The sequence below is a fragment of the Staphylococcus sp. MSU001 genome (assembly GCF_052976705.1).
Window position 1 is genome coordinate 1 of record NZ_JBRIKK010000032.1, and the last position, 12,169, is coordinate 12,169.

A 12,169-nucleotide genomic window follows, 5' to 3' on the forward strand; every position below is an offset into this window, starting at 1 on the left:
CCATTTAAATAGCGGGTGTGGCGGAATTGGCAGACGCACTAGACTTAGGATCTAGCGCCTTTACGGCGTGGGGGTTCGACTCCCTTCACCCGCATTTGCGGAAGTAGTTCAGTGGTAGAACACCACCTTGCCAAGGTGGGGGTCGCGGGTTCGAATCCCGTCTTCCGCTCCATTAACGATATTGCCGGGGTGGCGGAACTGGCAGACGCACAGGACTTAAAATCCTGCGGTGAGAGATCACCGTACCGGTTCGATTCCGGTCCTCGGCACCATCTTTAATATTTGCGCCCGTAGCTCAACTGGATAGAGCGTTTGACTACGGATCAAGAGGTTATGGGTTCGACTCCTATCGGGCGCGCTTATTTTACGGGAAGTAGCTCAGCTTGGTAGAGCACTTGGTTTGGGACCAAGGGGTCGTAGGTTCGAATCCTGTCTTCCCGATAGTAAAATAAATTTTGGGGGCTTAGCTCAGCTGGGAGAGCGCCTGCTTTGCACGCAGGAGGTCAGCGGTTCGATCCCGCTAGTCTCCACCATTATTAATTTACAAACTACATAACGGCGGTGTAGCTCAGCTGGCTAGAGCGTACGGTTCATACCCGTGAGGTCGGGGGTTCGATCCCCTCCACCGCCACTACTATTAGTTGTATACTTATATTCAGGACCTTTAGCTCAGTTGGTTAGAGCTAACGGCTCATAACCGTTCGGTCGCAGGTTCGAGTCCTGCAAGGTCCATATAATTTTGGAGGAATACCCAAGTCCGGCTGAAGGGATCGGTCTTGAAAACCGACAGGAGCTTAACGGCTCGCGGGGGTTCGAATCCCTCTTCCTCCGTTTTAATGGTCCCGTAGTGTAGCGGTTAACACGCCTGCCTGTCACGCAGGAGATCGCGGGTTCGATTCCCGTCGGGACCGCCATATATTAAATTTTAATAGTAATTATTTATAATTTGTGGAGGAATACCCAAGTCCGGCTGAAGGGATCGGTCTTGAAAACCGACAGGGCCTTAACGGGCCGCGGGGGTTCGAATCCCTCTTCCTCCGCCATTAATTATTAGCGCGGGATGGAGCAGTTCGGTAGCTCGTCGGGCTCATAACCCGAAGGTCGGTGGTTCAAATCCGCCTCCCGCAATATTACTAATATAGGTTTCGTGGTGAAATAGCTAAAATACATATTGTTTTTCAGAACATATAAAACTTAGTTTTCAAAGAGGTATCATTACGAATTTTTATTTTGGTTCAGTAGCTCAGTTGGTAGAGCAATGGATTGAAGCTCCATGTGTCGGCAGTTCGATTCTGTCCTGAACCATACCTATAGCCGGCCTAGCTCAATTGGTAGAGCAACTGACTTGTAATCAGTAGGTTGGGGGTTCAAGTCCTCTGGCCGGCACCATTTTTAGGAGGGGTAGCGAAGTGGCTAAACGCGGCGGACTGTAAATCCGCTCCTTCGGGTTCGGCAGTTCGAATCTGCCCCCCTCCACCATCATATATAGGGGCATAGTTCAACGGTAGAATAGAGGTCTCCAAAACCTTTGATGTGGGTTCGATTCCTACTGCCCCTGCCATGGCGGTTGTGGCGAAGTGGTTAACGCATCGGATTGTGGTTCCGACACTCGAGGGTTCGATTCCCTTCAACCGCCCTTTATATTAATGGGCTATAGCCAAGCGGTAAGGCAACGGACTTTGACTCCGTCATGCGCTGGTTCGAATCCAGCTAGCCCAGTTATTGGCGGCATAGCCAAGTGGTAAGGCAGAGGTCTGCAAAACCTTTATCACCGGTTCAAATCCGGTTGCCGCCTCCAGGTTATTATGCGGGAGTAGTTCAACTTTTAGAACACATTCCTTCCCGGAATGAGATATAGGTGCAAATCCTATCTTCCGCTCCAATTTTAATATTATGCGGGAGTAGTTCAACTCTCAGAACACATTCCTTCCCGGAATGAGATATAGGTGCAAATCCTATCTTCCGCTCCAATTTTAGATTTGCGGGAGTAGTTCAACTCTCAGAACACATTCCTTCCCGGAATGAGATATAGGTGTAAATCCTATCTTCCGCTCCATTATTTACTTCCATTGGGAAGTTTTTTGTTTATATATTGAGCCGGTGTGGCGGAATTGGCAGACGCGCGGGACTCAAAATCCCGTTCCTTTATTGGAGTGTCGGTTCGATCCCGACCACCGGTATAAATTCAAATTTTTTTAGAGTGAAAACATTGTAAGTTTAATGTTTTCACTCTTTTTATTTTTTAAGAGCTAATTGTTATTTATCATTTGATAGTCTCTAAAATTTTATAAATAAGTAAGTTACTAATAATTGTGTCCAAATTCTTATAAAAAATATTTAAATAAATAAGTATAATATTTAATAAAATGCAAACAGATAGGGTTTTTATTTTAACATTTAGGCATTTAATCACATATTTTTTCACTTTATATATATAATTTAATTATAACAGCTGTTATTAAAAAATAATTTTTATAATTTTTGGAGGTTATCATATGAAAAAGAGATTTTTATCTATATGTACAATGACAATTGCAGCGTTAGCAACTACTACAATGGTAAATACTTCTTATGCAAAAACCGATACACAAAGCCATAATCATTCCTCACTTGGCACAGAAAACAAAAATGTTTTAGATATTAATAGTTCGAGCCATAATATTAAACCAAGTCAAAATAAAAGTTACCCAAGTGTAATATTGCCTAATAATAATAGACATCAAATTTTTAATACTACACAAGGTCATTATGATGCTGTTAGTTTTATTTATATACCAATAGATGGTGGATATATGAGTGGTTCAGGTGTTGTTGTAGGTGAAAATGAAATATTAACTAATAAACACGTCGTTAATGGAGCTAAGGGTAATCCAAGAAATATTAGTGTCCATCCTTCAGCTAAAAATGAAAATGACTATCCTAATGGCAAATTTGTGGGTCAAGAAATCATACCGTATCCTGGTAATAGTGATTTAGCAATCTTAAGAGTGTCACCGAACGAACATAATCAACATATTGGGCAAGTAGTTAAACCTGCAACTATAAGTAGCAATACAGATACTAGAATTAATGAAAACATCACTGTTACTGGTTACCCTGGTGACAAACCGTTAGCCACAATGTGGGAAAGTGTAGGTAAGGTTGTCTATATTGGTGGCGAGGAATTAAGATATGACCTAAGTACTGTAGGTGGAAACTCTGGATCTCCAGTATTTAATGGTAAAAATCAAGTTATTGGAATACATTATGGTGGCGTAGATAATAAATACAATAGCAGTGTTTATATAAATGATTTCGTTCAGCAATTCCTAAGAAACAATATACCTGATATAAATATTCAATAATTAAATTTAGTTTTTATAATATATATAGTGTATGCATCCATTGGTTAAATGTACAATTTAACCTTGGATGCTTTTTTTATCTAATAAGTAAATGTTAAATATTATCCGTATATAAGTATAATTGCTCACTTTTCTTTAATTATTGACATGAAATTTGATATTAAATGATTGTTTATATTTCGTTTCTATAATACGATTAATTTAATGTTTTAAATGGAGGTTTAACATGAGTCATTCGCAAATCAATGGAAAGCGATTTTTTAACAACATTTTGAATGCAGTAGGTGCAGGTGTAGTTATTGCATTATTACCTAATGCCTTATTAGGTGAATTATTAAAATTCTTTAAAGAAGGTAATCATGTACTAGAAACGATTTTTCAGCTAGTAACAATCATACAATCTTTTATGGCTTTTATTATAGGAGCTCTTGCTGCGCACCAATTTAAATTTAAAGGTACAGGTGCTGCAATAATTGGTATTTCAGCAATGCTAGGTTCTGGAGCAGTACACTATAATGGACAAACAATTGAATTAAAAGGAATTGGAGATATTATAAATGTAATTTTAGTAGTTATATTAGCTTGTTTCATTTATATGTTTTTAGAAGGTAAATTAGGTTCCTTAGAAATGATTATTTTACCCGTTTTAGTTCCTGTAATTAGTGGATTAATAGGGTTATTAACATTACCTTACGTTCAAGTCATTACGCAGTCACTAGGAAAACTAGTAAACAGGTTCACAGAATTAAATCCATTATTAATGTCTATATTAATTTGTGTAACATTTTCTTTATTAATGGTAACTCCAATCTCGTTAGTTGCTATAGCAACAGCAATTAATCTTACTGGTTTAGGAAGTGGTGCTGCAAATATGGGAATAGTTGCAGCTTGTGTAACCTTTTTATTTGGATCTTTAAGAGTTAATTCTCTAGGAGTTAACGTGGTATTACTCATAGGTGCTGCTAAAATGATGATTCCTGTTTACTTAAAGCATTTAATTATAGCTATTCCATTGACAATTAATGGAGTCTTATGTGGTATAGTTGCATATATTTTAAAAATTAAAGGGACTGCACTATCTGCTGGTTTTGGTTATACTGGACTGGTTGGTCCCATCAATGCATTAAACCGTATGTCGGGAAATCCATCTATGAATATTATTTTATTAGCTATTGGATATTTCGTTATACCATTTGTAGGTGCCTTTATTGTACATAAAATTTGTAAAAAAGTATTAAGTACTTACAGTGATGAGATTTATAAATTTGAAATCTCAAAAGATTAATTTTAATTATTATATTAGGAATTAGTGTATGATATATAACAAACTCTTTGTTTTTTCTTAAGTTATAAGCTGAAATTTGAATAACTTAATGAACATATTTATTAAGTTTAGATAGCATAAAATACCCGAGATACTCAATGTCTCGGGTATTTTTTTATACAATATTTGGAAATCTAATTGCGCACGTATGAGTATTTATGTATAATAATGTATAATTATTAATAAGGAGGTTAAAAACAATGAAGTGTTTGTTCAAAATGTTATCAATCATAATATTAATGTTAAGTACTTTCACGTTATTTATCAGTCCGAGTACATATGCAAATGAAGATGAAAATTGGACTAAAATTAAAAATCGAGGAGAACTAAGAGTTGGATTATCAGCTGATTATGCACCTTTAGAATTTGAAAAGACGATACATGGTAAAACTGAATATGCAGGTGTAGATATAGAATTAGCTAAAAAAATTGCGAAAGATAATCATTTAAAGTTAAAAATTGTAAACATGCAATTTGATAGCTTATTAGGTGCACTCAAGACCGGTAAAATCGATATTATCATATCCGGTATGACGACAACTCCCGAACGAAAAAAAGAAGTGGATTTTACAAAACCTTACATGATTACAAACAATGTGATGATGATTAAAAAAGATGAAGCAAAACGTTATCAAAATATCAAAGATTTTGAAGGCAAAAACATAGCTGCACAAAAAGGAACAGATCAAGAAAAAATTGCACAAACTGAGATTGAAGATAGTAAAATTTCTTCGCTCAATAGATTACCTGAGGCTATATTATCTTTAAAAAGTGGAAAAGTAGCGGGTGTAGTTGTTGAAAAACCAGTAGGTGAGGCCTATTTAAAACAAAATTCTGAACTAACATTTTCAAAGACTAAATTTAATGAAGAAAAGAAACAAACATGTATAGCTGTTCCTAAGAACTCTCCTGTACTTTTAGATAAGTTAAATCAAACAATTGATAATGTAAAAGAAAAAAATTTAATTGATCAATACATGACAAAAGCAGCCGAAGATATGCAAGATGATGGAAATTTTATTTCTAAATATGGCAGTTTTTTTATTAAAGGAATTAAAAATACTATTTTGATTTCATTAGTAGGTGTGGTATTGGGGTCTATTTTAGGCTCTTTTATAGCTTTATTAAAATTAAGTAAAATTAGACCATTACAATGGATAGCAGGTATATACATAGAATTTTTAAGAGGTACTCCAATGCTTGTGCAAGTGTTCATTGTATTTTTTGGGACTACTGCAGCTTTGGGGTTAGATATTTCAGCTTTAATTTGTGGTACTATTGCGCTTGTTATAAATTCTTCAGCCTACATTGCTGAGATTTTTAGAGCTGGTATTAATGCTGTAGATAAAGGACAAACTGAAGCTGCTAGAAGTTTAGGAATGAATTATAGACAGACTATGCAATCAGTAGTTATGCCACAGGCAATTAAGAAAATTTTACCTGCTTTAGGTAATGAATTTGTAACCTTGATTAAAGAATCGTCTATAGTTTCCACAATTGGAGTGAGTGAAATCATGTTTAATGCACAAGTTGTACAAGGAATATCTTTTGATCCATTCACACCATTGTTAGTTGCAGCATTACTATATTTCTTACTTACATTTGCACTTACACGTGTTATGAATTTTATTGAAGGGAGAATGAGTGCCAGTGATTAATATTAAAAATTTAAATAAAAAATTTGGAGCAAATGAAGTATTGAGAGATATTAATCTTACTGTTGATAAGGGTGAAGTGGTTGCAATAATTGGACCATCTGGAAGTGGTAAAAGTACTTTACTCCGTTGTATGAATTTGTTAGATGTACCTTCAAAAGGTAAAGTTATATTTGAAGATAATGAATTAACCCAACATAATGTTCAATTAGATAATTTACGACAAAAAATGGGTATGGTATTTCAAAATTTTAATTTATTTCCTCATAAAAAGGTCATTGAAAATGTAATGTTGGCACCACTTTTATTACATAAAGATAGTAAAGATCAATTAAAAGAGAAAGCTTTATATTTACTTGAAAAAGTGGGGCTTAAAGATAAAGCAGATTCATATCCTAATCAACTGTCTGGAGGTCAAAAACAAAGAGTTGCTATTGCAAGAGCTTTGGCAATGGAACCTGATGTTATGTTATTTGATGAACCAACATCTGCACTTGATCCTGAAGTAGTAGGGGATGTTTTAAAAGTAATGAGACAATTAGCGAATGAAGGTATGACAATGGTGATTGTCACGCATGAGATGAACTTTGCTAAAGAAATAAGTGATAAAGTGGTATTTATGGCCGATGGTGTTGTGGTTGAATCTGGTACACCACAAAACATATTTGAAAATCCTCAACACAGTCGAACTCAAAATTTTTTATCACGAGTGTTATAAAATTTATTTTCGAATGATAAAAGTTAAAGTTTACTATTCTCAGTTAGCGAATTTGTTATAGTTACATCATTTTAAACTTTTAAAAGAGAATTAGTATATCATAAAAATACTTATAGAAGTTTGGAAACAAATACTTTTCTTAAGATTGAATTAATAAATAGTGTTAAAGTTATCTAAAACATGAATTTTTAAATCTAAATAGCGATAAGCTACACAATTTTGAAAGCCTATGATAATGATTTATATCATAGGCTATAATTTTTAATCATTACAATATTATGCCAACTCTGATACATAATCTTATGTTAGAATAGCATATGTAATTTTAAAAAGGTGGCAAAGCTTATGAACAATAAACTAAAAAAAGAAATTATAGACTTTGCTCATTCTATAGGCATTGATAGTATTGGATTTACAACTGCAGATCCTTTTGATGAATTGAAACAAAAATTAGAGGAATATCATGCAAAGGGGTATGCATCGGGTTTTGAGGAATCAAATATATCATTACGTACAGAACCTAAACTAAGTTTACCTAGCGCACGTTCTATCATCGCAATAGCTGTGGGTTATCCTAATAAACTTAAAGGTGCACCAAAAAGTGTTAAAGGTGATCGTCGAGGCATGTTTGCTAGGGCATCATGGGGCCAAGATTATCACAGCATTATGCGTAAGAGACTTGATAAATTAGCTGATTTCATCAAAGAAAAAGTACCTGATGTCGAAATCCAATCTATGGTGGATACTGGTGTATTGTCAGATAGAGCAGTAGCAGAAAGAGCTGGGTTAGGATTCACGGGTAGGAATGGATTTGTGATTTCTCCGGAATTAGGGACTTGGTCTTACCTAGGTGAAATGTTAGTAAGTATACCGTTTGAACCTGATGATCCATTATTAGATAGTTGTGGTGACTGTACAATTTGTGTTGATCGTTGCCCAACAGGTGCACTTGTTGGAAATGGTCAGTTAAATAGTCAAAAATGTATTAGTTTTTTAACTCAAACTAAAGGTTATCTTCAAGATGAATATCGATATAAAATTGGAAATAGATTATATGGGTGTGATACGTGTCAACAAGTTTGTCCTAAAAATCGTGGTATCAATACTCAGCATGATGATATTGTCTTGGAACCGGAAATTTTGAAGCCACGTCTTGTACCTTTACTTCAAATGAGCAACAAGAAATTCAAAAGTACATATGGACATTTAGCAGGTGCTTGGAGAGGTAAAAAACCAATACAAAGAAATGCTATTATAGCTTTGGCACATTTTAAAGAAGAAAGTGCTATACCAGAACTAAAAGAAGTTGCATTAAATGATCCAAGACCTATGATTAGAGGTACTGCATATTGGGCAATTGGACAAATTTTAGAGGATGATGCTATACCTTTTATTGATGCGCATTATGAAAATGAGATTGAAGAAGTGCAGATCGAAATGAAAAAAGGTTTGCAAATGAGGAGAGAACAAAAATGACGAATCATATTGTACTATATCAGCCAGAAATACCAGCAAATACAGGAAATATTGCACGTACTTGTGCAGGGACTTTAACCCATCTTCATCTAATTAAACCGCTCGGCTTTAGTACTGAAGACAAAATGTTAAAACGTGCAGGACTTGATTATTGGGAGCATGTTAATATTACATATCACGATAGTATTGAAGAATTTTTTGCTAATACTGAAGGTCACTACTATTTATTAACAAAATTTGGTAAACAAACCTACAGCGATTTTAATTTTTCTAATACTAATGAGGATTATTATTTTATCTTTGGTAAAGAAACTACTGGTCTTCCTGATTGGGTTAAGGAGAAATATGCAAAAACAGCTCTAAGAATTCCAATGAGTGACAATATACGTTCTCTTAATCTTTCTAATACTGCTGCTTTACTGATTTACGAAGCTTTGAGACAACAAGATTATCCTAACCTTTCATAATTAATGTTAATAAATAAAGTAAATGCAAGATAAACCCAAGAAATGTTATATTAATTGTGAACTAATAAAAAATAATAGTTTGATAATTAATACAAAGGGTATACTTTAAATTAAATCGACTTAATTAAAAGAGCAAACTTAGAGGAGTGTAGTTAACATGGCAATGAATTTTAAAGTATTTGACAATAGTGAAAAAGTAGCAGAATATACTGCAGATATTCTACGTAAGCAGTTAAATAACAATCCAACTACTATTGCAGGATTTCATTTGGGCAAAGAACATGCACCAGTGTTTGATGAACTTAAGAAAAATGTGGAAAATCATGCAGTTGATTTCAGTCAAATAAATATTTTAGATTATGATGATAATCATTCTTATTATGAGGCTTTGGGTGTGCCAACAGGACAAATTTATTCAATTTCTTACGAAAATGATGCAATTGACTTTATCTCAGATAAGATTAAGACTAAAGAAAATAAGGGAAAACTGACAATGCAAGTCCTTACGATTGATGAAAATGGCAAACTTGACGTTAGCGTTCGTCAAGGTTTGATGGAAGCTAGAGAAATTTTCTTAGTTATTACCGGTGCTAATAAACGAGATATGGTAGAAAAACTTTACCGTGAAAATGGTAAGACTAGTTTTGAACCATCGGATTTAAAAGCACACCGTATGGTCAATGTTATCTTAGATAAAGAAGCGGCTGCAGGTTTACCTGAAGACGTAAAAGAGTACTTCACTGCACGTTTTGCATAAAATAAATTTGTGAGGGATAAATGATGGCGAACAAAAAAGATTCCAAATTAAATTATCATGAAGAAGAAAACGCTATGGTGACTGACTTAGATGATTTAAAAGAATTAGGAAAAGAAATGGAACAGATTTCACAGGAAAATGATGAAGAAAAATTAAATCAACCTCATGATAACGAAGTTCGTTCAGATTTTAAAAATAGTAAATAGATTTTATATAAATCCAGTAGCTTATCAGTATGTTAAGTTATTGGATTTTTATATTTTATTATCTTTCACACGATTTGTTATATAAATATTCACTCCTTTTGATTGGTTATGATATGATACTTACAGTCATTAACACAAGGAGATTAATTAAATGTTAAGAAAATACTGGATTCACTTTGTTATAGTTACTGTTATAGTGAGTTTATTATCTATAAAAGGTTTTCCACTTGCTTTAGGTGCTTTATACTTGCCACTATTGTTCAAAATTGTACAACTTCAACTTAATTTATCAAAAGGTCTTATTGATAATGTCAATGCACATACATTTATAAAAAGTAATCAGTCTGGTGTGATGATTAGTGTGGTTTGTTGTCTATTAATAACGGGAGTTTTGACATACACCTTGGATGATTTTTATAATGAATTACCAGGAGTTTTAGGTATTTTAGTAAGTATAAGTCCTGTCACTCTCACTATAGGTGTGATACTATTTGTTTTAACTGCAATTGCTATTGTTCAGGCTACTAAAGCAAAATATCAACAACCTAAGAATTAAATAAGTAAGAAGTAAATTAATATTTTAATATATGAGTCTTAAATGAGCATGAAAAAATTCATTTAGGACTCATTTTTATTTTATTAGGAAAATATTCTTTTAAATGAAAACGGTTTATTTCAACATTGCTCATCTAATTTAAATAGTGCTATACTACAATTAAACAAAGAACAATAGGGGGAGCGATATAAATGTCAGTCAGAATTGAACATGATACATTTGGAGAAATTGAAGTACCAGAAGACAAATATTGGGGTGCACAGACTGAAAGAAGTAAACGAAACTTTCCAGTTGGCAAAGAGCATATGCCTATAGAAGTCATTTACGGATTTGCTCAACTAAAAAGAGGTGCGGCCTTAGCAAATCATGAATTAGGAAAATTGAGTGATGAAAAAAAGAACGCCATCGTTTATGCTTGTGATCGTATTTTAAATGGAGAACTAGACGATCATTTTCCACTTGTTGTTTGGCAAACAGGTAGTGGTACACAAAGCAATATGAATGTTAATGAAGTCGTAAGTTATGTAGCTAATGAATACCTTAAGAAACATGGAAGCAAGGAAGCTATTCATCCAAATGATGATGTAAATAAATCTCAAAGTTCAAATGATACATTTCCTACAGCCATGCATGTCGCATTGTTCCATGAAGTTGAAACTAAGTTAGAGCCAGCACTTAACCATTTACGTCAAACTTTTAAAGAAAAAGAAGACCAATATCAATCAATCATTAAAATTGGACGCACACATTTGCAAGATGCAACGCCTATTAAACTAGGTCAAGAGATAAGTGGCTGGCGCTATATGTTAGAAAAATGTGAGCAATTACTATCAGAATCAAAAAAGCATATTTTAAATTTAGCAATTGGTGGCACTGCAGTAGGAACGGGAATTAATGCTCATCCAGAATTTGGTCATAAAGTAGCTAAATATATTTCCAAAAACACAGGGTATGCTTTCGTATCATCTGAAAACAAATTTCATGCTTTAACTTCTCATGATGAGATTGTACAATTACATGGTACATTAAAGGCGCTAGCGACAGATTTAATGAAAATTGCAAATGATATTAGATGGCTAGCCTCTGGACCGCGTGCAGGTCTTGCTGAGATTTCAATTCCAGAAAATGAACCCGGATCTTCTATTATGCCAGGAAAAGTAAATCCAACACAATGTGAAATGTTAACTATGGTAGCAGTACAAGTCATGGGGAATGATACGACGGTAGGTATCGCAAGTTCACAAGGTAATTTTGAACTAAATGTATTTAAACCGGTAATTATGCATAACACTTTACAATCTATCTACTTATTAGCAGATGGAATGAATACCTTTAATAAAAACTGTGCAATAGGTATTCAACCGATTGAAGAAAACATTAATAATTATTTAAATCAATCATTAATGCTAGTTACGGCTCTGAATCCTCATATTGGATATGAGAAAGCAGCTCAAATAGCTAAAAAGGCACACAAAGAAGGACTTACTTTAAAAGAATCTGCAATAGAAAGTGGATATGTAACTGAATCACAATTTGAAGAGTGGATAAAACCAGAAGATATGGTAGACCCACATTAATTTTCTAGATTATAAAAATTACGGTTAAAAATAAATCTTTACGATTTGAGTTGGACAATAAAAGTGGTTCAAAATTGAAAATGAGGCTG

Annotated in this window: 10 protein-coding genes and 23 tRNA genes; all 33 read left to right on the plus strand. The window is 34.0% G+C overall.

The features are described 5' to 3' along the window. The first annotated feature begins 11 nt into the window (after positions 1-11). The 33 genes from ACVBFA_RS11080 to fumC all read left to right on the plus strand — a co-directional run bounded on the left by ACVBFA_RS11080 (position 12) and on the right by fumC (position 12,080). Positions 12-94 (plus strand) — tRNA-Leu (locus ACVBFA_RS11080). 3 nt (positions 95-97) lie between these two features. Continuing rightward, positions 98-172, plus strand: a tRNA-Gly gene (locus ACVBFA_RS11085). A gap of 11 nt (positions 173-183) precedes the next feature. Then, positions 184-272 (plus strand) — tRNA-Leu (locus tag ACVBFA_RS11090). A gap of 12 nt (positions 273-284) precedes the next feature. Next, positions 285-358, plus strand: a tRNA-Arg gene (locus tag ACVBFA_RS11095). 9 nt (positions 359-367) lie between these two features. Then, positions 368-441 (plus strand) — tRNA-Pro (locus ACVBFA_RS11100). A gap of 16 nt (positions 442-457) precedes the next feature. Continuing rightward, positions 458-533: transfer RNA gene (locus tag ACVBFA_RS11105), tRNA-Ala, on the plus strand. A gap of 24 nt (positions 534-557) precedes the next feature. Continuing rightward, positions 558-631, plus strand: a tRNA-Met gene (locus ACVBFA_RS11110). 27 nt (positions 632-658) lie between these two features. Then, positions 659-732 (plus strand) — tRNA-Ile (locus ACVBFA_RS11115). 9 nt (positions 733-741) lie between these two features. Next, positions 742-831, plus strand: a tRNA-Ser gene (locus tag ACVBFA_RS11120). A gap of 7 nt (positions 832-838) precedes the next feature. Further along, positions 839-914, plus strand: a tRNA-Asp gene (locus ACVBFA_RS11125). Between the two features lie 36 nt (positions 915-950). Further along, positions 951-1,043: transfer RNA gene (locus ACVBFA_RS11130), tRNA-Ser, on the plus strand. A gap of 11 nt (positions 1,044-1,054) precedes the next feature. Further along, positions 1,055-1,128, plus strand: a tRNA-Met gene (locus ACVBFA_RS11135). A gap of 104 nt (positions 1,129-1,232) precedes the next feature. Then, positions 1,233-1,305, plus strand: a tRNA-Phe gene (locus ACVBFA_RS11140). Positions 1,306-1,313: 8 nt separating this feature from the next. Further along, positions 1,314-1,389: transfer RNA gene (locus ACVBFA_RS11145), tRNA-Thr, on the plus strand. Positions 1,390-1,395: 6 nt separating this feature from the next. Next, positions 1,396-1,479, plus strand: a tRNA-Tyr gene (locus ACVBFA_RS11150). A gap of 8 nt (positions 1,480-1,487) precedes the next feature. Continuing rightward, a tRNA-Trp gene (locus ACVBFA_RS11155) sits at positions 1,488-1,561 on the plus strand. A 2-nt stretch (positions 1,562-1,563) separates the two neighbouring features. Next, a tRNA-His gene (locus tag ACVBFA_RS11160) sits at positions 1,564-1,636 on the plus strand. Positions 1,637-1,647: 11 nt separating this feature from the next. Continuing rightward, positions 1,648-1,719 (plus strand) — tRNA-Gln (locus ACVBFA_RS11165). A 5-nt stretch (positions 1,720-1,724) separates the two neighbouring features. Then, positions 1,725-1,798, plus strand: a tRNA-Cys gene (locus ACVBFA_RS11170). A gap of 9 nt (positions 1,799-1,807) precedes the next feature. Continuing rightward, positions 1,808-1,882, plus strand: a tRNA-Gly gene (locus tag ACVBFA_RS11175). 13 nt (positions 1,883-1,895) lie between these two features. After that, a tRNA-Gly gene (locus ACVBFA_RS11180) sits at positions 1,896-1,970 on the plus strand. A gap of 11 nt (positions 1,971-1,981) precedes the next feature. Next, a tRNA-Gly gene (locus tag ACVBFA_RS11185) sits at positions 1,982-2,056 on the plus strand. A gap of 40 nt (positions 2,057-2,096) precedes the next feature. After that, positions 2,097-2,180 (plus strand) — tRNA-Leu (locus ACVBFA_RS11190). Positions 2,181-2,495: 315 nt separating this feature from the next. Beyond that, a complete protein-coding gene (locus ACVBFA_RS11195) occupies positions 2,496-3,344 on the plus strand; it encodes a trypsin-like serine peptidase (protein WP_002457889.1) in 849 nt (282 codons plus the stop codon). A gap of 226 nt (positions 3,345-3,570) precedes the next feature. Then, positions 3,571-4,629: a PTS transporter subunit IIC gene (locus ACVBFA_RS11200; protein WP_126122284.1), complete on the plus strand. Its 1,059-nt coding sequence runs from the start codon at positions 3,571-3,573 to the stop codon at positions 4,627-4,629. A 239-nt stretch (positions 4,630-4,868) separates the two neighbouring features. Continuing rightward, positions 4,869-6,326: an ABC transporter substrate-binding protein/permease gene (locus ACVBFA_RS11205; protein ID WP_002457887.1), complete on the plus strand. Its 1,458-nt coding sequence runs from the start codon at positions 4,869-4,871 to the stop codon at positions 6,324-6,326. Further along, complete coding sequence (locus tag ACVBFA_RS11210; RefSeq protein ID WP_002446766.1) at positions 6,319-7,041, plus strand: amino acid ABC transporter ATP-binding protein; 723 nt, start codon at positions 6,319-6,321, stop codon at positions 7,039-7,041. Before ACVBFA_RS11205 ends, ACVBFA_RS11210 begins: the two co-directional genes overlap by 8 nt. A gap of 345 nt (positions 7,042-7,386) precedes the next feature. After that, positions 7,387-8,517: a tRNA epoxyqueuosine(34) reductase QueG gene (queG, locus tag ACVBFA_RS11215; protein ID WP_002476052.1), complete on the plus strand. Its 1,131-nt coding sequence runs from the start codon at positions 7,387-7,389 to the stop codon at positions 8,515-8,517. After that, positions 8,514-8,984: a tRNA (uridine(34)/cytosine(34)/5-carboxymethylaminomethyluridine(34)-2'-O)-methyltransferase TrmL gene (gene trmL / locus ACVBFA_RS11220; protein ID WP_002446764.1), complete on the plus strand. Its 471-nt coding sequence runs from the start codon at positions 8,514-8,516 to the stop codon at positions 8,982-8,984. Before queG ends, trmL begins: the two co-directional genes overlap by 4 nt. 157 nt (positions 8,985-9,141) lie before the next feature. Then, positions 9,142-9,741 carry a 6-phosphogluconolactonase gene (locus ACVBFA_RS11225; protein ID WP_126122283.1) on the plus strand — a complete coding sequence of 200 codons (600 nt, stop codon included), beginning with the start codon at positions 9,142-9,144 and terminating at the stop codon, positions 9,739-9,741. Positions 9,742-9,764: 23 nt separating this feature from the next. Continuing rightward, a complete protein-coding gene (locus ACVBFA_RS11230) occupies positions 9,765-9,947 on the plus strand; it encodes an SAS053 family DNA gyrase inhibitor (protein ID WP_002457885.1) in 183 nt (60 codons plus the stop codon). 151 nt (positions 9,948-10,098) lie between these two features. Further along, complete coding sequence (locus ACVBFA_RS11235; RefSeq protein ID WP_002457884.1) at positions 10,099-10,503, plus strand: hypothetical protein; 405 nt, start codon at positions 10,099-10,101, stop codon at positions 10,501-10,503. Positions 10,504-10,694: 191 nt separating this feature from the next. Continuing rightward, the gene (fumC, locus tag ACVBFA_RS11240; RefSeq protein ID WP_002447846.1) at positions 10,695-12,080 is read left to right on the plus strand and encodes a class II fumarate hydratase; all 1,386 of its coding nucleotides are present in this window, start codon (positions 10,695-10,697) and stop codon (positions 12,078-12,080) included. The last annotated feature ends 89 nt before the right edge of the window (positions 12,081-12,169 follow it).